The sequence below is a fragment of the Bradyrhizobium embrapense genome (genome assembly GCF_001189235.2).
In the GTDB taxonomy this organism is placed as follows: Bacteria; Pseudomonadota; Alphaproteobacteria; order Rhizobiales; family Xanthobacteraceae; genus Bradyrhizobium; species Bradyrhizobium embrapense.
The window spans coordinates 68,231-87,795 of sequence record NZ_LFIP02000016.1; the positions used below are offsets into that span (position 1 = coordinate 68,231).

22 protein-coding genes and 1 tRNA gene are annotated in these 19,565 nt (G+C 64.6%); 13 read left to right on the top strand and 10 right to left on the bottom strand.

The window, feature by feature from the left end; all coding sequences use genetic code 11:
• The 6 genes from AKN83_RS36195 (at nt 1) to AKN83_RS36220 (ending at nt 5,875) form a co-directional block, all read left to right on the top strand.
• Nucleotides 1-807, top strand: coding sequence for a crotonase/enoyl-CoA hydratase family protein (locus AKN83_RS36195; protein ID WP_050401324.1), 807 nt, complete (start codon nt 1-3; stop codon nt 805-807).
• Nucleotides 804-1,226: a PaaI family thioesterase gene (locus AKN83_RS36200; protein ID WP_050401325.1), complete on the top strand. Its 423-nt coding sequence runs from the start codon at nt 804-806 to the stop codon at nt 1,224-1,226. The genes AKN83_RS36195 and AKN83_RS36200 overlap by 4 nt, the downstream gene beginning before the upstream one ends.
• A gap of 23 nt (nt 1,227-1,249) precedes the next feature.
• On the top strand, nt 1,250-2,062 hold the full coding sequence (locus AKN83_RS36205) for an SDR family oxidoreductase (protein WP_050401326.1): 813 nt from the start codon (nt 1,250-1,252) through the stop codon (nt 2,060-2,062).
• Nucleotides 2,063-2,280: 218 nt separating this feature from the next.
• A complete protein-coding gene (locus AKN83_RS36210) occupies nt 2,281-4,815 on the top strand; it encodes a bifunctional diguanylate cyclase/phosphodiesterase (RefSeq protein ID WP_050401348.1) in 2,535 nt (844 codons plus the stop codon).
• A gap of 186 nt (nt 4,816-5,001) precedes the next feature.
• The gene (locus AKN83_RS36215; RefSeq protein WP_157113739.1) at nt 5,002-5,286 is read left to right on the top strand and encodes a PepSY domain-containing protein; all 285 of its coding nucleotides are present in this window, start codon (nt 5,002-5,004) and stop codon (nt 5,284-5,286) included.
• A 34-nt stretch (nt 5,287-5,320) separates the two neighbouring features.
• Entirely contained in the window at nt 5,321-5,875 is a 555-nt protein-coding gene (locus AKN83_RS36220) for a cytochrome b/b6 domain-containing protein (protein ID WP_050401327.1), read from the top strand.
• Nucleotides 5,876-5,892: 17 nt separating this feature from the next.
• Here the strand turns inward: AKN83_RS36220 and AKN83_RS36225 are convergent, their stop codons facing one another.
• Both AKN83_RS36225 and trxA read right to left on the bottom strand, forming a co-directional pair.
• Nucleotides 5,893-6,567 (bottom strand): LON peptidase substrate-binding domain-containing protein, encoded by a 675-nt coding sequence (locus AKN83_RS36225; protein ID WP_050401328.1) that lies wholly within the window; start codon nt 6,565-6,567, stop codon nt 5,893-5,895.
• A gap of 30 nt (nt 6,568-6,597) precedes the next feature.
• A complete protein-coding gene (gene trxA, locus AKN83_RS36230) occupies nt 6,598-7,518 on the bottom strand; it encodes a thioredoxin (RefSeq protein ID WP_063695699.1) in 921 nt (306 codons plus the stop codon).
• 209 nt (nt 7,519-7,727) lie between these two features.
• On the opposite strand from trxA, the gene AKN83_RS36235 reads away from it, so the two are divergent.
• The 5 genes from AKN83_RS36235 to AKN83_RS36255 all read left to right on the top strand — a co-directional run bounded on the left by AKN83_RS36235 (nt 7,728) and on the right by AKN83_RS36255 (nt 11,133).
• Nucleotides 7,728-8,183 carry an SRPBCC family protein gene (locus tag AKN83_RS36235; RefSeq protein WP_050401330.1) on the top strand — a complete coding sequence of 152 codons (456 nt, stop codon included), beginning with the start codon at nt 7,728-7,730 and terminating at the stop codon, nt 8,181-8,183.
• Nucleotides 8,184-8,343: 160 nt separating this feature from the next.
• Nucleotides 8,344-8,418: transfer RNA gene (locus AKN83_RS36240), tRNA-Gly, on the top strand.
• Between the two features lie 264 nt (nt 8,419-8,682).
• A complete protein-coding gene (locus tag AKN83_RS40305; protein WP_157113740.1) occupies nt 8,683-8,826 on the top strand; it encodes a hypothetical protein in 144 nt (47 codons plus the stop codon).
• Between the two features lie 268 nt (nt 8,827-9,094).
• On the top strand, nt 9,095-10,372 hold the full coding sequence (locus AKN83_RS36250; protein WP_050401332.1) for a PQQ-dependent sugar dehydrogenase: 1,278 nt from the start codon (nt 9,095-9,097) through the stop codon (nt 10,370-10,372).
• 182 nt (nt 10,373-10,554) lie between these two features.
• Nucleotides 10,555-11,133, top strand: a complete 579-nt coding sequence (locus tag AKN83_RS36255; RefSeq protein WP_050401333.1) for a c-type cytochrome — start codon at nt 10,555-10,557, stop codon at nt 11,131-11,133.
• 210 nt (nt 11,134-11,343) lie between these two features.
• Here the strand turns inward: AKN83_RS36255 and panE are convergent, their stop codons facing one another.
• From panE to AKN83_RS36275, 4 genes are all read right to left on the bottom strand, one after another.
• A complete protein-coding gene (gene panE, locus AKN83_RS36260; protein ID WP_050401334.1) occupies nt 11,344-12,264 on the bottom strand; it encodes a 2-dehydropantoate 2-reductase in 921 nt (306 codons plus the stop codon).
• Between the two features lie 103 nt (nt 12,265-12,367).
• Complete coding sequence (locus AKN83_RS36265) at nt 12,368-12,973, bottom strand: 2-hydroxychromene-2-carboxylate isomerase (RefSeq protein ID WP_050401335.1); 606 nt, start codon at nt 12,971-12,973, stop codon at nt 12,368-12,370.
• A gap of 106 nt (nt 12,974-13,079) precedes the next feature.
• Nucleotides 13,080-14,435 carry an MATE family efflux transporter gene (locus AKN83_RS36270; RefSeq protein ID WP_157113741.1) on the bottom strand — a complete coding sequence of 452 codons (1,356 nt, stop codon included), beginning with the start codon at nt 14,433-14,435 and terminating at the stop codon, nt 13,080-13,082.
• Between the two features lie 109 nt (nt 14,436-14,544).
• Complete coding sequence (locus AKN83_RS36275) at nt 14,545-15,123, bottom strand: DUF2239 family protein (protein WP_050401337.1); 579 nt, start codon at nt 15,121-15,123, stop codon at nt 14,545-14,547.
• Nucleotides 15,124-15,164: 41 nt separating this feature from the next.
• Between AKN83_RS36275 and AKN83_RS36280 the strand changes: the two genes are divergently transcribed.
• Entirely contained in the window at nt 15,165-15,830 is a 666-nt protein-coding gene (locus AKN83_RS36280) for a glutathione S-transferase family protein (protein WP_050401338.1), read from the top strand.
• Nucleotides 15,831-15,838: 8 nt separating this feature from the next.
• Here the strand turns inward: AKN83_RS36280 and AKN83_RS36285 are convergent, their stop codons facing one another.
• On the bottom strand, nt 15,839-16,264 hold the full coding sequence (locus tag AKN83_RS36285) for a DUF1330 domain-containing protein (RefSeq protein WP_244522227.1): 426 nt from the start codon (nt 16,262-16,264) through the stop codon (nt 15,839-15,841).
• A gap of 103 nt (nt 16,265-16,367) precedes the next feature.
• On the opposite strand from AKN83_RS36285, the gene AKN83_RS36290 reads away from it, so the two are divergent.
• Nucleotides 16,368-16,703: a GIY-YIG nuclease family protein gene (locus AKN83_RS36290; protein ID WP_050401340.1), complete on the top strand. Its 336-nt coding sequence runs from the start codon at nt 16,368-16,370 to the stop codon at nt 16,701-16,703.
• Nucleotides 16,704-16,709: 6 nt separating this feature from the next.
• Here AKN83_RS36290 and AKN83_RS36295 read toward each other — a convergent pair whose 3' ends face one another.
• The 3 genes from AKN83_RS36295 to AKN83_RS36305 form a co-directional block, all read right to left on the bottom strand.
• Nucleotides 16,710-17,585 carry an SDR family oxidoreductase gene (locus AKN83_RS36295; protein ID WP_050401341.1) on the bottom strand — a complete coding sequence of 292 codons (876 nt, stop codon included), beginning with the start codon at nt 17,583-17,585 and terminating at the stop codon, nt 16,710-16,712.
• A 210-nt stretch (nt 17,586-17,795) separates the two neighbouring features.
• Nucleotides 17,796-19,094 carry an MFS transporter gene (locus AKN83_RS36300; protein WP_050401342.1) on the bottom strand — a complete coding sequence of 433 codons (1,299 nt, stop codon included), beginning with the start codon at nt 19,092-19,094 and terminating at the stop codon, nt 17,796-17,798.
• Between the two features lie 189 nt (nt 19,095-19,283).
• Nucleotides 19,284-19,565 (bottom strand): transposase (locus AKN83_RS36305; RefSeq protein WP_172803667.1); only part of this gene is annotated, 282 nt, incomplete at its 5' end.

A 19,565-nucleotide genomic window follows, 5' to 3' on the forward strand; every position in this document is an offset into this window, starting at 1 on the left:
ATGACGACCGATCGCATCAGCCTGAGCATCGCGGGTGGCGTGGCCGATGTCCGGCTCAACCGTCCCGGCAAGCTCAACGCACTCGATCCGGCGATGTTTGCCGCGATAGCTGACATTGGCGCGCAGCTCGCCGACAATCCAGAGGTCCGCGCCGCGGTGCTGTCGGGCGAAGGCCAGGCGTTCTGCGCCGGTCTCGACATTGAGCGGCTGGTCGCAACGACCGAGGGCGAATCCATCCTGCCCTTTGCCGATCTCGGTCAGCGCACCCACGGGATCGCCAATTTCGCCCAGCATCTGGTGTGGCTCTGGCGCGAGCTGCCGATGCCGGTGATTGCCGCCGTTCACGGCATCGCCTTCGGCGGCGGCTTTCAACTCATGCTCGGCGCCGACATTAGATATCTCGCGCCCGGCACGCGCCTCGCGATCATCGAGGCCAAGTGGGGGCTGGTGCCCGACATGGCCGGGACGCAGTTGATGCGCCACCTCGCGCGCGAAGATGTAATCCGCGAACTGACCTACTCCGCGCGCACCTTTTCAGCCGAGGACGCGCTCGGTTACGGTTTCGCCACCCGGATCGTTGAAGACCCGCGCGTGGCTGCGCTTGAGACGGCGCGTGCGATCGCGGATCGCAGCCCGGACGCGATCCGTGCCGCCAAGCGGCTGCTCAATCTTGTCGCCGACCGCGACGCGGCCACAGCGCTCGCGGCCGAAACCGAGGAACAAAGCAACCTGCTCGGCACGCCCAATCACGTCGAGGCCGTCAGGGCGAACCTGGAGCGGCGACCGCCGCAATGGAGTTTTGCATGACCACCAGCCCGGGATTCGATCTGGAGCGTCTTGTTGCGACCAATGCGTCGGCGGCCTTCAATCGGCTTGTCGGCCTCGAAGTCGTCTCCGCCGGTGCCGGCGAAGTCGAGTTGCGCCTGCCGTGGCGCGACGATCTCACCCAATATGCGGGGCACCTGCATGCCGGCATGATCGCAGCCTTGCTCGACACCGCTTGCGGCTTTGCCGCGGCGTCGATCGTAGGCTCCGTAACGGCATCACATTTCTCGATGAATTGCCTGAGGCCGGCCGTGGGCCGCTGTTTCATCGCCAAAGGCGTCACGCTGCGTATGGGGCGCCGGCAGATTTTTGCGCGCGCCGAACTGTTTGCCGAGAACGAGCAGGGAGAGGCCGCGCTGGTTGCGACCGGCGAGACGGTGCTGATCCCGCTCGCCGCCTGATCGGTCAACATTGGAGCTTGAACATGTCTCTCGTCCTCGTCACCGGCGGGACGGGCCATCTCGGCCGCGATCTCGTCGATCACCTCGTGCAGGCGGGGCACACGGTGCGTGTCTTCGCCAGATCCCGACAGGGACGGACCGATGTCGAGTGGGCGATCGGCGATCTCGCCACCGGGCAAGGCTTGCGAGCTGCGTTGAACGGCGTGCACACCGTGATCAATGCCGCGACGCATTCGCCGATCGCTCGCCGTGGAGGCTTCAGGCCGATCGACTTCTTCAAGTCGCCGTCGGCTGTGGATGTCGAGGGGACAGCGTGCTTGCTCGCCTTCAGCCAAGACGCCGGCGTGCAGCACGTCCTGCACGTTTCGATCGTCGGGCTCGACGAAGCGACGCTGCCCTATGCGCGCGTCAAGCTTGCGGGCGAGCAGTTGGTCCGGCAGTCGCGCGCCTCATGGTCGGTGGTTCGCGCAATGCCGTTCCACTATCTCCTCGAGGACCTGCTCGCAGGCATGTCCGGTCTTCCAGTGTGGCCGATACCTCGCACGACGCTGAATCCGGTCGATACATCCGACGTCGCGGACTATCTTGTCAGGTGCGCCTTCGACGGAGGACGCGGCGTGCGCGCCGAGATCGGCGGACCCGACGACCTCAACCTGGTCGAGATCGCCCGGCAGTTTCAGATCGCACGGAACCTGCGCCGCGTCATCCTGCCCATACCACTGTCGGATCGGGCTGCGCGGGGAATGGGTTTCGTGGTGAGCAAAGGGGTCCGCGGCACGCGATCATGGGCGGATTGGTTGAAGCAAGCCTCCGCACAGCGGCGGTCGGCCGCGTAATCAGTCGTTCCGAAGGCAATCGCTGAAGCAGAGGGCGCGCAGTCAAAGGCAAGACAAGTCCGCGCCATAGAGCGCGTGTGTAAGATTTATGGGGTCATCAAGTTTCGTGCGGAATCGGCTTACGCGCGGATAACCATGCCACTGAAAGTTGTAGAAAATTATCGAGAAGACAATTCAATCGGCCTAGCTTGTCCGCGCGGACAACCATGGACCGACGCATGTTTCGTGTTCTTACGTGTCTTTCAGGTGAGCATGACTGGCGGCTCGTACTGCTCGCCGGCCTGATCTGCTTCGTTGCGAGCATTGTCGCCGTCAACATCTTCCACCGCGCGATCGCGTCGCAGGCGAGGACGCGGCTGATCTGGATCGCGATTGCGGGAGCCGCGATCGGCTACGGCATCTGGGCAACGCATTTCATCGCCATGCTCGCCTACGAGCCGGGCGTGCCGACCGGCTACGGTATCGTCCTCACGGCGCTGTCGCTCGCGGTTGCGATGATGCTGACGTCCGGCGGACTCGGCCTTGCCGCCAGCGACTCCGGCTCCTGGCGTGCGCCGGCCGGCGGCGCGGTGATCGGAGCCGGCATCGCCAGCATGCATTATCTCGGAATGTGGGCACTGGAAGTGCCGGGCCATGTCGTGTGGTCGCTCGACCTCGTGGCGGCCTCCATCGTGCTCGGCATGCTGTTCGGTTACGCCGCGCTGTCGGTCGCGGTCCGCTATCAGGATCGCTGGATGTCGCTCGTCGCGGCGCTGTTGCTGACGCTTGCGATCGTGTCGCACCATTTCACCGCGATGGGCGCGGTCGAGATCGTTCCGGACCCGCTGCTGGCGCCGGCGGCGTTGTCGCTCTCTCCCGCCTTCCTCGCCATCGTGATCGCGGGCGTGGCGCTCTCGGTGCTCGGGATGAGCCTGGTCGGTGTGCTCGCCGATCGGCGTCTCGCGCTTCGCACCCGCCGCTTCGAGGAGATCATCAGCCAGCTCTCGCTGGCGCGGCAGCAAGTCGAGGCCTCGCAGAAGGAGCTGGAAGAACAGCGGCTCCGGCTCGACACCGCGATCAACCACATGGGCGAGGGCCTCTGCATGTTCGATGCGGAGAAGCGCCTCGTCGTGTGCAACGAGCGCTACGCCAAGATGTACCGGCTGCCGCCCGAACTGCTGCTGCCCGGCACCGCCCATCGCGAAATCATCACGCATCGGATCGCCAACGGCATTCTCAAGGGCGAGACCAGCGACAGCGCCGCGACCCAGGTGCTCGCGACATTGAACGCGCTGCCGGCCGACGAGATCAGCAGCCGGGTCGACGAGCTCGCGGACGGCCGGCTGATCTGCGTGACGCGGCAGCCGATGCCCGGCGGCGGCTGGGTCGCGACGCATCGTGACGTCACCGAACAGCGGCGCTCCGAGGCCAAGATCACCCATATGGCGCAGCACGATGCGCTGACCGATCTGCCGAACCGCGTGCTGCTCAAGGAGTGGATGGAGCAGGCGCTCTCCGGCGCGCGGTGCGGCGGACCGAGCCTTGCGGTGCTGATGCTCGATCTCGACCGCTTCAAGGACGTCAACGACACCCTCGGGCATCCGGCCGGCGATGCTTTGCTCAAGTCGGTGGCCGCGCGGTTGCGCAGGTGCGTCAGCGATACCACGCTGATCGCACGGCTCGGCGGTGACGAGTTCGCAGTGATCGACTACGTCACCGATCCGGTCACGGAAGCCGGAGTGCTCGCCGAGAGGATCAGGAAGGCGCTCAGCGAGCCGATCGATCTCGGCGATCATCGGGTGACCACCACGACCAGCATCGGGATTGCGATCGCGCCACGTGACGGCACCTCCTCCGACGAGGTCCTGCGCAGCGCCGATCTTGCGCTCTACTCGGCCAAGAGCTGTGGCCGCGGCTCGTTCCGCTTCTTCGAGCCGGAACTCGACCGGCTGCTGCAAACCCGGCGCAGCCTCGAACGCGACATGCGCAGCGCGCTCGCCAATGGCGAGTTCGAGCTGCACTATCAGCCATTCATCCATGTGGCGAGCGGGGAGACCTGCGGCTTCGAGGCGCTGTTGCGATGGCATCATCCAGAGCGCGGCATGGTCTCGCCGGCGCAGTTCATCCCGCTGGCGGAAGAGACCGGCCTGATCGTGCCGCTCGGCGAATGGGTGCTGCGCACCGCGTGCGCGGAAGCCGCCAAATGGCCCGACGACCTCAAGATCGCGATCAATCTGTCGCCGGTGCAGTTCCGGAGCCCGGAATTGGTCCCGGTGATCGTGCACGCGCTGGCGAGCTCCGGCGTTTCGCCAGGACGGCTCGAGCTCGAAGTCACCGAAACGGCGATCATCCAGGACAGCAAAGCGGTGTTTGCGGCGCTCAGCCAGTTGCATGATCTCGGGGTGCGGATCGCGCTCGACGATTTCGGCACCGGCTATTCGTCGCTGAGCTTCCTGCAGAAGTTTCCGTTCGACAAGGTCAAGATCGACCGCAGCTTCGTGTCCGAACTCTCGGGCGCAACCGACGAGTCGCGCCGGATCGCGCGCGCGATCGTTCGCTTCGCCGTCAGCCTCGGCAAGACGACGACGGCCGAAGGCGTTGAAACGAGGGAGCAGCTCGACATCCTGCGCGCCGACGCCTGCGTGGAAGTGCAGGGCTTCCACTTCAGCCCCGCGGTCCAGAGCGAGAAAGTCGCTCAGATGATCGGTGGGCGGGCCTCGGCGACAGCCGAACGCCCCGCAATTCGTCTCGCAATGGTCGGTGCCGCGTCCTGAGGCGTAAGGCCGCAGCAAGCGCTCAAGCCCAAATTGCGCGTGGAGCGCAAAGCGGTTTTCGCGACCGTTAGAATTTCTCTAAAGCGTGCCGCGTCGGCGCTTCCTTGACTTGGCAATCACCTCGGCATTGTTCACGCATGTGCTCGGCGCGATGGCGTTGTGGGCATGATCGTCAACGGAGGGGAGATGCGCGTGAGAGTGATTCTGAGCGCTGTGCTTGCAGTGTGCGTTCTGGGGTTTGCGGGATCGGCAGCGTTCGCCGACGGCTACAAGACTTGTACCAAGCTCGACAAGGCGTCATGGAAGCCGGCAACCGATGCCGAAGCCAGGGCCAAGGCGGCGGGCTACGAGGTGCGCCGCTCGAAGGTGGAGGGCTCCTGCTACGAAGTCTATGGCGTCAAGGAAGGCAAGCTCTACGAGCTGTTCTACAGCCCGGAGGATCTCAGCCTGAAGCACACGATCGCCAAGTGAATCGCGAATTGAATCGCCGAGTGAAGCAGACGCGATGACGAAGGCGGCGCCCGGCGCCCGCGGCGCCACCAGCGTGCAGGTCTGGGACCTGCCGCTGCGGCTCTGGCACTGGGCGCTCGCCATCCTCGTCCTGGTCGCATGGGTGACGCCCAACGTCCATGACCGGCTGCACCGGCTGGCGGGCTATTCCGTGATCGCCCTGTTGGCGTTCCGGGTGATCTGGGGCTTTGCCGGCACCCGCTATGCGCGTTTCGGCAAGCTCGGAGTCAGGTTGCGCGCCGCGCCGCGCTTCATCTGGAATCTCCGTCGCGGCATCACCGGTCGCTATATCGGGCTCAATCCCGCGGGCACCGTGATGCTGGTCGCGCTGCTGCTCACGCTCGCGGTGTCCGCGATCACGGGCGCAATGGAGGTCACCGTCACCTTCTTCGGCGTCTGGTGGGTCGAGGACACTCACGCCTATGCCTCGGATGCGGTGATCATCCTGGTTGGGCTGCACGTGCTCGGAGTCATCGCGGTCGGATTGCTGCAGCGTCAGAACCTGGTGCGCGCGATGTTCACCGGACGCAAGCAGCTTCGCGATCGCTGATCCGTCTGGCCGCGGCCTTACTGCACCGGCGGGTCGCCGCTGGTGCGCTTCTTGGCGAGGTCCATTTCGGTGACGGCGATCAGGATCTCGGCGCGGGTCTTCAGGTCGGGTGCCTCGAGCATCGCCTGCTTCTCGGCGGGACCGTAGGGCGACATCATCGCCAGCGCATTGACCAGCGCCTCGTTCGGCGCGGATTCGATGCCCTCCCAGTCGACCTTCAGATTGTTGGCTTCCAGGAAATCGGCGAGCACTTCCAGCAGCGCCTTGCGGTCGACGGCGTCCTCGCCCTTGCGCGCGGTGAAGTCGCCGGTGAAGGAGAAGAAGTCGACCTTGCACTGCCGGTACGGCGTCTGCACGTTCAGCTCCTCGACCACCTTGAAGCGTGCGACGCCGGTCAGTTCGAGGATGTAGCGGCCGTCGCCGGATTCGGCGAGCTGGGTGATGCGGCCGACGCAGCCGATGCGAAACAGCGCCGGCTTCGCCTCGTTCTGCGAATGCGCCACGTCGGGCTGGATCATGCCGATCAGGCGGTGACCGTCGCGCAGCGCGTCGTCGATCATCGCGAGATAACGCGGCTCGAAGATGTTGAGCGGCATCTGGCCGCGCGGCAGCAGCAGCGCGCCAGGCAGCGGGAACACCGGGATCACCTCGGGGAGCTCGCCGGGCCCGCGATATTCGGCATTGATCGGCATCTGCGGTCCCGCTGCTGTGACGGGTGTGTTTTACGAGAACAGAATCGTCGACAACCGCCTGCGCCCCTCGACGGTTGCCTCATCGGTGCCGCCCCAGGCCTCGAAGAACTGCACCAGCTGCTTGCGCGCGCCGTCGTCGTTCCACTTGCGGTCACGCTTGACGATTGCGAGCAGCTGCTCGGTCGCCTCCGTGCGCTTGTTCATTGCATTGAGCGCGGTCGCGAGATCGAACCGGGCCTGATGATCGAGCGGGTTTGCGGCGACCTTCTGTTCCAGCTCCGCGATCGGTCCGACGGACTGCGCCTGTTCGGCGAGATCGATCGCCGCCTGCACCGCCTTCACCGCGGCGTCATTGCGTTTGGCCTCCGGCACCGTCGCGAGCGTCTGCTTGGCCTGCTCGACCGCGCCCGATGTGACGTAGCATTTGGCGAGGCCGGCCAGCGCCGCGATGTTGATGGCGTCGTGCGCCAGCACTTCGGCATAGATCTGCGCCGCACCCTCGACATCGCCCTCGGCCAGCACGGCGTCGGCCTCGGCCAGGATCTCGGCGAGATTGGGCTCGCCGGCGGCGGGCACGCCCTTGGTGATCTTCTCGATGAAGGCGTTGATCTGGCTCTCCGGCACCGCGCCCATGAAGCCGTCGGCGGGCTGACCGTTGACGAAGGCGATCACGGCCGGGATCGACTGGATACCCATCTGGCCGGGAATCTGCGGATGCTCGTCGATGTTCATCTTGACCAGCTTGACCCGGCCCTTGGCGTTGCGAACCGCCTTCTCCAGCATCGGTGTGAGCTGGCGGCAGGGACCGCACCACGGCGCCCAGAAGTCGATCATGACCGGCTGGCGGCGCGATTCCTCGATGACGTCCTTGACGAAGGTCTGGGTCGTCGTCTCCTTGATCAGATCGGGCGCTGCCTGGGGCGTGGGGCCGCCCTGCTCCATTATCGTCACGTTGTCCTCGCCTGCTTCTGAGGTCGGAAATCCCGGGGGCGTTCTACCACGCTCCGAGCGGCTCGTTCAGCCGTTCTGTCAGCCTAAATGGCGGTCACCCAAGCAAAATTCAATCGTTTCCTGCCCGGCCTGTTCCATCGGAGATCGGGTGGGCCCGCGCCCTCGAACGGCCGATGATGGCACTCCTTCATCGCAGCAGGGGATCGCCCATGGCAAAGGCCTATTACAGCACCGTGTTCGAGCAGCCGGCCGGCGAGGTCTGGAAAATCATCCGTGATTTCAACAATTACCCGGTCTGGGTCCATGGCGCGGGCAGCAGCGAGATCGAGGACGGGAAGTCCGGCGACACCGTCGGGGCCGTGCGCAATGTCCTGTACCGGGAACGGCGGATCCGGCAGCGGCTGCTCGCGCAGTCCGACGTCGAGCGCTTCCAGACCTACGAATTTGCCGGTCCGCCGACCCTGCCGGTGACGGATTTCAGCGCGACCCTGCGGGTGACCCCGGTGGTCGACGGCGATCGGGCATTCATCGAGTGGTGGGCCATGTTCGATTGCGACGCGGATCGCCGCGTCGAACTGGCGCAGACGCTGACCGGCTGGTTCGAGATCTGGCTCGAATCGCTCCGCGACGAGATGGCTCTGAGGCTGGTTCCGGCCGAAACGTAAAAAGAAATCGTCGCGACGACTGGTTTTGGCCGATTCGGGGTCAATTTTTAAGGAAACCGTGCGATTTCGTGAAGTTCGGACCGCGCTCTTGTGTTGCATTCACGGACAGCATTTGGCATAGGTCTGCCGTTGCCGGCGAGCGATCGCCGCCATTTCGGATGCGGGTGTAGCTCAGTGGTAGAGCACGACCTTGCCAAGGTCGGGGTCGAGGGTTCGAGCCCCTTCGCCCGCTCCAAAACATCTCGCTGACCGAGCTGACAGTCTGATGAAGGCCCGCCCTTTGGCGCGGGCTTTTTGTTGTTCGGGCGGTGTGGTGATCTCGCGGCCAAGATGCCGCGGTCCGCGATGGGCGGTTCTGCCCGCCGCCGCGGTCAAACTGCGTTCCGGCTCCGACATCGATGCGCCGCAACCGAAGCGCGCGAGAGCTGCAAGGCGCTCGCAGACGGATTCCGATTCCAGCGCGAGATCGTGCCGCAATGCGCTTGCGATCGCGGACAGCATGACGCCGTGGAGCGGCGACATCATCGCCGTCGATGACGGCTTCGAGATCGCGGCGAACTTCGGCGCGCAGAACCGCGGTGTCTTGTGCGGGCCGTTGCCGAAGGCACAGGCGCTCGGGCGTTCGCGCCTCTCGTGGCGATAGACGCAATCGCGTGCGTTAGCTTCGTTCGAATATTACGCTGTCGCGCAGAATGCCTTCTTATCAGGCAGCCGGTGCAAGAAAATTTGGCCTCGAGTTTCGTCTCAACTTGTTTTGACGCAGCGCACACCATTGCATGCGCTTTTCAGCGTCGATGGATGTGCTACCATTTTGCCGTCTGACCTACCTCACAGACCGCCACCATCATCTCTCAGGGCGTTCAAAATCAATAACAGGCAAGCTGCAACGGCTTGCGTAGGGGAGTGACGCGATGAAATCGGCTTTCAATCGATCCATACTTGCGTTCGCGGCGATTGCGCTGCTGGCGGGGACAACCTTCGCCAATGCGCAGCAACAAACTGACAAGAACCGGGCACTGAAGAAGTACGAGTCCGGTACCAAGGAATTCTGGACCCATCCGCCGGATGACTGGTTCCTCGGCGACGAGACCGAAGCGCAGAAGGGCCTTGCCCCGCCGTCCGGTCCGCCGACCGGCGCGTCCGATGCCGAGCTCGCCACCATGATGAAGAAGATCAAGCTGCCGCCGGGCTTCAAGATCGAGGTCTATGCCTCGAACGTACTCGCGGCGCGGCAGATGGCCTGGGGCGACAAGGGCACGCTGTTCGTCGGCTCGTTCGGCCTCGGCAACGTCTATGCGATCAAGGACAACAACGGCAAGAAAGAGGTCAAGACCATCCTCAAGGGCCTCAACATGCCGACCGGCCTCGCCTTCAAGGACGGCGCGCTCTATGTCATCGCGGTCGACAAGCTGATCAAGTACGACAACGCCGAAGCCAATCTCGACAATCTCGGCAGCGGCAAGGTGGTGTATGACGACATGCCGTCCTATGCGGCGCACGGCTGGAAATACATCGCCGTGGACAAGGACGGCTGGTTCTACATTCCGTTCGGACCGCCCTTCAACATCGGCATCCCGCCGACCTCGGTGTCGCAGATCCGGCGCGTCGATCCGAAGACCGGCAACGCGGAGATCTGGGCGCTCGGCGTGCGCAACTCGGTCGGCGGCGACGTCGATCCGCGCACCGGCAAGTACTGGTTCACCGAGAATGCCCGCGACTGGATCAGCGACGATCTGCCGAGCGACAAGCTCAACATGATCTCGAAGATCGGCGAGCATTTCGGCTATCCCTATTGCCACCAGGGCAATTTGCCGGACACCAAGTTCGCGATGGGTCACAAGTGCTCGGAGTTCACCCCGCCGGTCTACAATCTCGGCGCACACGTGGCTCCGCTCGGCATGAAGTTCTACACCGGCAGCCAATTCCCGGCCGATTACAAGAACAGCATCCTGATCGCCGAGCACGGCTCCTGGAACCGGCACAAGTACCAGGGCGGCCGCATCGTGAAGATCACCGCGAGCCCCGACGGCAAAAATGCCAAGCAGGAAATCTTCGCCTCCGGCTGGATCGAGGGTGACCAGGGCTATCTCGGCCGTCCCGCCGACATCCTGCTCGACAAGGACGGCTCCATCCTCGTCGCCGACGACTGGGCCGGTGCGATCTATCGCATCAGCTACAGCAAGAAGTAACGGTTGAACCATGCGGGGCTGCGGCGGCCGATGAGGCAACCGCAGCCCCGTTTGCTGAGACGACTACGGAACAGACTCGTCATGCCCGGACTTGATCCGGGCATCCATCCCAACAAAAACCCTTGTTCAAGTCAGATGGATTGCTGGGTCAAGCCCGGCAATGACAGCCGGAGAAACTGACAATGCGTCATGCGTCTTTTGGAGTTCTAGCAGCGGCCATCCTGCTGGCATCGTCCGCTCAGGCCGCTGACGTTGCCGCCGGCAAGGCAAAGGCCGAAATCTGCGCCGGCTGCCATGGCGACAACGGCATCTCGCAGACCGAGAACATTCCCTCGCTGGCCGGCCAGCTCGACCAGTTCATTCAATGGCAGCTGGTGTTCTTCCGCGCAGGTGCGCGCAAGAACGAGCAGATGCAGCCGATCGTCGAGCAGCTCAACAACGACGACATCCGCAATCTCGGCGCCTATTTCGCGCAGCTTGCGCCGTTCAAGGGCGGCAAGGACGACAATCCGGACTTGTCCGAGAAGGGCAAGCAGGCCGCGGCCGGCCGCCGCTGCGCCTCATGCCATGGCGACACCTTCGCCGGCACCAAGGCGGTGGCCCGCATCGCCGGGCAGCGCGAGGAATATCTGGTCAAAGCGCTGCACGACTACAAGTCGGGACAGCGCTCCGGTGGGGCGCAGGCGGCGATGGCCGATGTGGCGTATCCGTTGAGCGACGAAGAAATCACCGCGCTCGCGCATTATCTGGCGCATTTGTGATAGCGTACTTGCGTCGCCCGAATACCTGTACCATTTGCAAAACTGCTTTGACCTCCCCTTGAAAAGGGGAGGTCGCTTTGCTCGTGAGAGCAAAGCGGGTGGGGATTGGCTCCCACCGCATGGCGCACCATCTGCGGCTGACCCCCATCCCGACCTTCCCCCTTTCAGGGGGAAGGGGAAGTCAGCGTGTCATCCGGGTCGAGATCCATGTTACGCTTGCCGCTGCTTCTCATATGCCTTGAGATGCGTGTAGGCCGTGCGCAGTTTCGGCACCGGGATCTTGGCGGCATCGGCGCGCACGATCAGGTCGCCGATCACGTGGTCGGCCTCGACCGGCAGCCCCGCCTTGATGTCGCGGAACATCGATGCGGTCATCGGCGATCCTTCGGTGGTCAGGAGTCCGCGGGTGCGCTGGAAGAACGGACCGCCCGGCATGTGGCCGGCGTCGGCGGCGATCGCGCTGCATTCGTCGAGGATGCCGAGCAGGAAATCCTGCCCGCCGGGCGCGGCGAGGATGTTGCCGACCGAGGTCCGCATCAGGCTGGTGGAGGCGGCGAGCGACGCCAGGAACACCCACTTCTCCCACATGTCCTGCATGATGTGCTCGCTGGCGGCCGCGCCATTGATCGCGGAGAAGGTCTCGGCGATCGCGCGCACCCGGTCCGACAGGCCGCCGGCGCGCTCACCGAAACCGAGCGACTGCATCGGCTGCAGCTGCACCACCTCGCGCTTCTCGTTCAGCGTCGCCGCGATCGCGCAGAGGCCGCCGAGCACGTGCTGAGCGCCGAATGTCTTGTCGAGCGCATCGAGATGCAGCATGCCGTTGAGCAGCGGGATGATCGCTGTCTTGTCGCCGACCGCTGGCGCAAAGGACTTGATCGCGTCTTCGAGATCGAACGCCTTGCAGCTCAACAGCACGACGTCGAACTTGTCCGAGAGCTTGTCGGCCTGCACGGTCGGCGGGTTGTTCAGCGTGACGTCGCCGTTCGGGCTCTTGATCACGAGCCCTGAGGAGGCGAGCTCGGAAGCGCGGCGCGGCCGGACGAGAAAAGTCACGTCGCGACCGGCCTGAAGCATCCGGCCGCCGAAATAACCGCCGATCGCACCGGCGCCGACCACGAGAACGCGCATGGGAATTTGTCCTTCTTTGTTGGTGCCTCGAAGAGGCGCAAATGGCGAATAGATAGGGATGTTAGCGCGCTATTCGCTACCTGCTATTGGCCATTCGCTCATCTCACTTTCCCGACACCAGTTCCTCGACCTCGCGCAGTTGCTCCTTGCCGAAGAAGATCTCGTTGCCGACGAAGAAGGTCGGCGAGCCGAACGCGCCACGCTCGACGGCGGCCTGGGTGTTCGCGATCAGCCTGGACTTCACGTCGGCGTCCTGTGCACGGGCGAACAGTTTTGCGGCGTCGAGACCGGACGAAGCGAGGGCTTTGCCGGCCACTTCGGGATCGTCCATCTTCTTCGGCTCGACCCACATGTGGTGGAAGGCCGCCTCGATGTATTTCTCGAATACGCCCTCGAACTGGGCGGCGATGGCCGCGCGCATCAGGTTCAGCGTATTGACCGGGAAGAACGGGTTCCAGACGTAGGGCTTGACGCCAAAGCGCCTGAGGAAGCGCTCGGTCTCGATCTGCATGAATTCGGGCTTGTTCTTGACGCCGGCCAGCGTCTCGGCCGGCGACTTGTTGTTGGTGGCCTTGAAGATGCCGCCGAGCAGGATCGGGACATATTCGAACTTGACGCCGGTGCGCTGTTCGATCGCCGGGATCGCCTCGTGGCTGAGGAAGGCATTGGGGCTGCCGAAATCGAACAGGAATTGCGGATTTGGGCTCACGGCGGTCTCTCCCTCGGCTTGCTTGGCATCTCTCTAGCATAGGCCTGCTGCCGCAGGCGCCATCAGGAGAATATGATACTCATCATGTGAGCAGCAGTGCGCGATGTCAAATCAGCCGCTTGATGGTCTGCTTGCGCCATACCAGGGCGTAATAGGCCATCTGCAGCAGGAACATGGTTGCGAAGGTGACGGGATAGGCGATCCAGATGCCGCTGACGCCTATGCTGCGGCTCAGCAGGGTCGCGACCGGCACCTCGACCAGCGCGATCGCAAGGGTCGAGAGCAGCAGCGGCATCCACACCGTGCCGCCGGCGCGCATCGCACCTGAGAACACCGTCGCCATGCCGAACAGCACCATGCTCCACAGCACGATGTAGAGAAGCTGCTGGGCGAGCGCGAGCACCGCGCCATCGACGATGAAGAGGCCCATCAGCGGCCGCGCAAAGAGATAACCGAGCACCACCAGTCCGCCGGTCAGCGCGAGGTTCATTTCGATGCCGGTGCGGACGATGGCGCCGACCCGGTTGGAATCGCCCCGGCCGATCGCCTGCGCGCCGAAGATCGACACCGATATGGCGATCGAGATCGCCGGAAACTGCACATAGCCGATCACCTGGTTGACCGCGCCATAGGCCGCGGTGGCGTCGGAGCCGAAGCCGTTGACGAGGCCGAGCAGCACCAGTTCGGCGAGCGAGACCACCACCATGCCGATCGCGGTCGGAATGCCGAGCCGCAGCACGATGCGCAGCAGCGCGCCGTTCGGTCGCATCGCGCGCAGGAACGCGGCGTCGAAGGCGAGCGGATGCTTGTGCCGCAGCATGTGGACATGCAGCCAGAGCAGCGTGACGACGCCCGAGACGGCGGAGGCAATTGCGGCGCTGGCTACGCCGAGCATCGGCAGGCCGAGCCAGCCGCGGATCAGCGCGGGCGTCACCACGAGGCCGACGACGGTTGAGACCGTCAGCGCCACCAGGGGTGTCACGGTGTCCCCGACACCGCGCATCATCGCCGCCAGCAGCAGGAAGCCGAACGTGACGGGCATCGTGATCATCATGATCCGCGCATAGGACACCGCGGCGTCGAGCACGTCCGGCGGTGTCGCGAGCGCGATCAACAGCGGCCGGGCGAACAGGCCGCCGAGGATTGCAATCGCCAGCGCCAGCAGCAGCGTCACGGTCATGGTCGTACCCGCGACCGCCTTGACGCGGTCGGGCTCGCCGGCGCCCCAGGCCTGGCCGATCATCACCGAGGCGCCGGCGCCGAGGCCGATCACGAAGGAGATGAAGAAGAACATCACCGGGAAGAACACCGACGCCGCCGCGAGTGCGTCGACCCCGATCATCTGGCCGAGATAGATGCCGTTAATGGTGCCGAACAGCGATTGCAGCACATTGCTCAGCAGCATCGGCGCCAGGAAGAACAGGAAGGATTTGCGTAAGGAGGGAGGCTTGGACACGTTCAACTTCCAAAAATGATGAGACCGTCGGGACGGCGGCGGGGCGGGTCTGCGGTTCCGCTCTGAAAGCCGAATCGCCGACGCGCTGCCGCCGCCTATTTCGCGTGAAAGCGCTTCAGTCCGCTTGATCGCTATAGGCGAGCGCGATCGCGTGGTCGCGGATATCGGCCGGCCAGTCCGCAATCAGTGTCGCAAAGCGCCGCCGGTCGTGTGCGAACAGGGCGCGGATCGCGTCCTCGTAGTTCGGCCGGTTGCCCCCCATCGTTGTCATGAAACGATAGGCGGCATCCTGCGCGCTGCGCGTGCGGTCCTTATCGCCGCTCGCGCGCCGCGCCTCGTCGACCAGCTTGCGGAGCGCGACCGAAGCGCCGCCCTTCTGCTGTGCGAGCCAGTCCCAGTGGCGCGGCAACAGCGTGATCTCGCGCGCGACGACGCCTAGCTTCGGCCGTCCCGGACCGCGCGGCGCTGCCGGCTCCTCGACGGGCGGAGTCGCGAGCTTCGGCAGCCGCGCCAGCACGTCATCGACCGAGCCGCGGAAATCGATATCGACCAGCGCCGAGGTGCGGCCGTTGAACACCAGGACCGCGGCCTGCTTGTGCTGGTCGAGGTGTTGCTTGGCGGCGCGGGCGACCTCAGGGAGGTCGCCGGCCCCGATGCGATGCTCGCCTTCGAAGGCGACATAGGCAGGAATCATGGTAGACCTCTCCGATTGCGCCGACATTTCAGAGGACGCCCATGTTGACGGTTCATCATCTCAACAATTCCCGCTCGCAGCGCGTGCTGTGGCTGCTCGAGGAGTTGGGCGTTCCTTACGAGATCGTGCGCTACCAGCGGCAGCCCGACATGCGGGCGCCGAAGGAACTGCGCGCGATCCATCCGCTCGGCAAGTCGCCGGTCGTCACGGACAACGGCAACACCATCGCGGAATCCGGCGCGATCCTCGAATACATCATCGCAACCTACGGCAAGGGCCGCCTGATCCCGCCGGCCGATACGCCGGAGCGGCTGCGCTACACCTATTGGCTGCATTATGCCGAAGGCTCGGCGATGACGCCGCTGCTGTTGAAGCTGCTGTTCACGCTGATGCCGAAGCGGGCGCCGGCGCTGCTGCGGCCACTGGTGCGCAAGGTCTCGAACCAGGCGCTGTCCACCCTGGTCAATCCGCAGCTCAAGCAGCACATGGCCTACTGGGAAGGCGAGCTCGGCAAGAGCGAGTGGTTCGCCGGCAACGAATTCTCCGGCGCCGACATCCAGATGAGCTTTCCGCTCGAGGCTGCCGCCGCGCGCGGCGGGCTCGCGGACGGTCATCCCCGATGCGTCGAATTCCTCGAGCGCATCCACGCCCGCCCGGCCTATGCGCGGGCGCTGGAGAAGGGCGGGCCGTACGAGGTTGGGCGCTAGCATCCCGGTCATCGCGGCAACTCCACCAGCGGCAGCAGCCGCGAATCCGCAAGTGCCGCCGTGCGGTGTCCGATGCCGGCGAGATAGGCCTCCGCCGCCGCGAAGGCGAGGAATGCGCCACGGCTCTTCTGCCGGATCAGCATCGCGCGATCCCAGTGCTCGCCCTCGGGCCCGATCAGGAACGAGCCGCCTTCACCCATGAACAGGATATCGCCGCCGCTCTTCCGCAGATGCGGCAGCGCGTGGGCGATATAGCGGTCGTACGCCTCAGCCCCCGTGATCGGCTGCGGCGGGGCCAGCTCCGGACTTTGCGAATAGTCGGCGATCTGGCGGAAGCGCAGCAGATTGAGCATCACCAGCTCGCCGGCGATCGCGCGCTGGGCAAAGTCGCGCCCGGCATTCCACGTCGGCTCCAGATGGCAGGTGGTGTCCATGTCGACTCGTCCCATTCGCTTTCGATGGATAAGTTTTATCCGGGTGTAATTGCCATGTCAATAATATCCGGGTAAAAATAGAGCCAACCGACAGGAGCCGACCATGAAGACCGAGGACCGCAAGCTCGCCATCGCCGACTACAAGAAACGCGCTGCCGTCGCCGGCGTGTTCGCGATCCGCTGCCGCGCGACCGGGGAGGTATGGGTCGGGCAGGCGCCCGACCTGGAGAAAATTCAGAACCGGATCTGGTTCACACTGAGGATGGGAAGCCACCGCAATGCCGAGTTGCAGCGCGCTTGGTCGGCGCATGGCGCGGACAATCTCTCGCTCGAAACGCTGGAGCGTATCGAGGACGAGGAGCTCGCCTATGTGCGCGATACGCTGCTCAAGGAGCGCGTGCAGCACTGGCGCGCAGAGCTGAACGCGTCGGCAATCTAGCCGCGTTCAACGCGACGGCAGCGCCTGCACGGTGACGCCAGGCGGCGGCACGTCGTCGTCGGGGACGAAGAAATCCGACATCAACGGCGCCGAGGGATCGACGCGGTAGCGCTCGAAGTCGCGCACGCCGTTGGCATAGAGCACCTTGTCGTCGATGCAGAAATTGCCGGTGAACTCGCGCGATGGCCGGGTGATGATCGCGTAGGCCGCATCGCCCATGATCTCGGGGGTGCGGCTCGCCCGCATCATGGCGTCGCCGCCGAGCAGATTGCCGACCGCAGCGGTCGCGATCGTCGTGCGCGGCCACAGCGCGTTCACGGCAATACCGGCGGATTTCTGCTCGCCGGCCAGCCCGAGCACGCACATGCTCATGCCGAATTTCGCCATCGTGTAGGCGGTCGAGTGCTCGAACCACTTTGTCTTCATGTCGAGCGGCGGCGACAGCATCAGGATGTGCGGGTTCTCCGCCTTCTTCAGATGCGGGATGCAGTATTTCGACACCATGAACGTGCCGCGGGTATTGATCCCCATCATCAGATCGTACCGCTTCATGTCGGTCGCCTGCGAGTTGGTCAGGCTGATGGCGCTGGCATTGTTGACGCAGACGTCGATGCCGCCGAATTCGGCGACGGTCTGGTCGATCGCCGCCATCACCTGCGCCTCGTCCCTGATGTCGCAGATGACAGGCAGCGCCTTGCCGCCGGCGGCGCGGACCTCGTCGGCGGCAGTGTAGATCGTGCCTTTCAGCTTCGGATGCGGCTCTGTGGTCTTCGCCGCGATCGCGACATTGGCGCCGTCACGTGCGGCGCGAAGCGCGATCGCCAGCCCGATGCCGCGGCTCGCACCCGAGATGAACAGCGTCTTGCCTTTGAGCGATGTCATGAGAACCTCCTGTGAGGGACGCACGAGACGGTGGCTCCCTCTCCCCTTGTGGGAGAGGGTTGGGGGTGAGGGGTATCCCTCCACACGGCAAACTGCATGGAGAGATCGCGACTCCTCGCGCGGATTGCATCTTTCGATGCAATCCGGCCTCTCCCACAGGGGGAGAGGTAAAGCGGTGCAAGGGCCGCGGTCATCGCCTTACCTCATCACCTACCCACCCGCATGCAGCACGCGGCCACGCGTTTCCGGCAGCGCGTAGGCGGCGATGAAGAACACGGCGTAGGCCGCCACCGCGAAGATCGCGATCGCATTGGCGAGCGTCGTCGTGGTCGAGAGCGCGCCGACCAGGAACGGAAACAGCGCGCCGACGCCGCGGCCGAAATTGTAGCAGAAGCCCTGGCCGGAGCCGCGCAGCCGGGTCGGATAGAGCTCGGTCAGGAATGCGCCCATGCCGGAGAAATAGCCCGAGGCAAAGAAGCCGAGCGGGAAGCCCAGCACCCACAGCACCTCGTTGGACAGCGGCAGCTGGGTATAGAGCAGCACGACCGCGATAGCGCCGAGCGAGAAGATCAGGAACAGATTGCGTCGGCCGATCCGGTCGGCAAGCCAGGCACCGACCAGATAGCCGATGAACGAGCCGATGATCAGCGTCGCGAGATAGCCGGTCGAGCCGACCACCGAGAGCTTGCGCTCGGTGGTCAGGAAGCGCGGCACCCAGAAGGTGATGGCGTAATAGCCGCCCTGCATGCCGGTGCCGACCAGCGAGGCCAGCAGCGTGGTCTTCAGGATCGATCCCTGGAAGATCTCCCACAGCGCGGCGGGCCCGCTGCCGGATGCCTGCTGCTGCGCCATCGTCGCGGCGGAGATCTCCGGCTCGGTGACATAGCGGCGCAGATAGAACACCAGCAGCGCCGGCAGCGCGCCGATCACGAACATCCAGCGCCAGGCGTTCTCCGGAGGCAGGATCGAGAACAGAACCGCCTGCGCCAGCACCGCAAGGCCCCAGCCGATCGCCCAGCCCGACTGCACCGAGCCGACCGCGCGCCCGCGATATTGCGGCCGGATCGCCTCGCCGATCAGCACCGCGCCGGCCGCCCATTCACCGCCGAAGCCGAGACCGAGCAGCGCGCGCGCGATCAAGAGTTGGTCGAAATTCTGCACCACGGCGCAAACCAGCGAGAAGAACGAGAACCAGATGATGGTGAGCTGCAGTGTCTTCACCCGCCCGATCCGGTCGGACAGATAGCCGCCGAGCCAGCCGCCGACCGCGGAAGCCAGCAGCGTCACGGTGCCGGCGAGGCCTGCAGTACCGGCATCGACCTTCCACAGCGTGATGATGGTGCCGATCACCAGCGGATAGATCATGAAATCCATGCCGTCGAGCGTCCAGCCCGAGGCGCAGGCCCAGAACGTGCGCCGCTCCTGCAGGTTCATGTCGCGATAGAAGGCGAGGAGGCTGGTGTCCTCGATCTCTGCGAGTTCGATTGATTTGGATTCGGCCGTGCTCATGCGCGTTCCCCGGAGAAATCATTCACCGGCTGTTTGCGATCCGCGGCCGGAGTTGCGCGGACCGCCAATCTATCGCGATGTTGCAGGCCGGGCAAAGCCGCGTTTGCGCTGGCTTTTTTGTTTTGGCGCGTTTTCTTCACGCGAACCGGGGCCACTTCGCTTGAAAACGCTCTCTAGAGCATGATTGGTTCATGTTGAAGCGTATCCGGCGTTTGCGATGTAGTTGGCGCATTCCTGGGGCGTGAAGCAGTTGAGTAGAGCGCCGATGCGCATCCAGGTTGCTTCGACGGTTCGCTCGGCAGCTTTTCGGAGCAAGGTCTTGAGCTTGGCGAAGACCTGCTCGATCGGATTGAGATCCGGGCTGTAGGGCGGCAAGAAGAACAACTTTGCGCCGGCGGCGCGGATGGCGCGACGGACGGTCTTGCCTTTGTGACTGCCGAGGTTGTCGATGATGACAATGTCGCCAGGCTT

Coding starts and splice junctions, on each gene's coding strand:
- panE (WP_050401334.1), bottom strand. CDS start 12,264: ATGCGCGTTCTCGTGGTCGGCGCCGGTGCGATCGGCGGTTATTTCGGC.
- AKN83_RS40305 (WP_157113740.1), top strand. CDS start 8,683: ATGACGCCGTGGAGCGGCGACATCATCGCCGTCGATGACGGCTTCGAG.
- AKN83_RS36290 (WP_050401340.1), top strand. CDS start 16,368: ATGAAGACCGAGGACCGCAAGCTCGCCATCGCCGACTACAAGAAACGC.
- AKN83_RS36235 (WP_050401330.1), top strand. CDS start 7,728: ATGGCAAAGGCCTATTACAGCACCGTGTTCGAGCAGCCGGCCGGCGAG.
- AKN83_RS36225 (WP_050401328.1), bottom strand. CDS start 6,567: ATGCCGATCAATGCCGAATATCGCGGGCCCGGCGAGCTCCCCGAGGTG.
- AKN83_RS36250 (WP_050401332.1), top strand. CDS start 9,095: ATGAAATCGGCTTTCAATCGATCCATACTTGCGTTCGCGGCGATTGCG.
- AKN83_RS36220 (WP_050401327.1), top strand. CDS start 5,321: ATGACGAAGGCGGCGCCCGGCGCCCGCGGCGCCACCAGCGTGCAGGTC.
- AKN83_RS36255 (WP_050401333.1), top strand. CDS start 10,555: ATGCGTCATGCGTCTTTTGGAGTTCTAGCAGCGGCCATCCTGCTGGCA.
- AKN83_RS36205 (WP_050401326.1), top strand. CDS start 1,250: ATGTCTCTCGTCCTCGTCACCGGCGGGACGGGCCATCTCGGCCGCGAT.
- AKN83_RS36285 (WP_244522227.1), bottom strand. CDS start 16,264: ATGGACACCACCTGCCATCTGGAGCCGACGTGGAATGCCGGGCGCGAC.
- AKN83_RS36195 (WP_050401324.1), top strand. CDS start 1: ATGACGACCGATCGCATCAGCCTGAGCATCGCGGGTGGCGTGGCCGAT.
- AKN83_RS36280 (WP_050401338.1), top strand. CDS start 15,165: ATGTTGACGGTTCATCATCTCAACAATTCCCGCTCGCAGCGCGTGCTG.
- AKN83_RS36200 (WP_050401325.1), top strand. CDS start 804: ATGACCACCAGCCCGGGATTCGATCTGGAGCGTCTTGTTGCGACCAAT.
- AKN83_RS36210 (WP_050401348.1), top strand. CDS start 2,281: ATGTTTCGTGTTCTTACGTGTCTTTCAGGTGAGCATGACTGGCGGCTC.
- AKN83_RS36215 (WP_157113739.1), top strand. CDS start 5,002: ATGCGCGTGAGAGTGATTCTGAGCGCTGTGCTTGCAGTGTGCGTTCTG.
- AKN83_RS36300 (WP_050401342.1), bottom strand. CDS start 19,094: ATGAGCACGGCCGAATCCAAATCAATCGAACTCGCAGAGATCGAGGAC.
- AKN83_RS36295 (WP_050401341.1), bottom strand. CDS start 17,585: ATGACATCGCTCAAAGGCAAGACGCTGTTCATCTCGGGTGCGAGCCGC.
- AKN83_RS36275 (WP_050401337.1), bottom strand. CDS start 15,123: ATGATTCCTGCCTATGTCGCCTTCGAAGGCGAGCATCGCATCGGGGCC.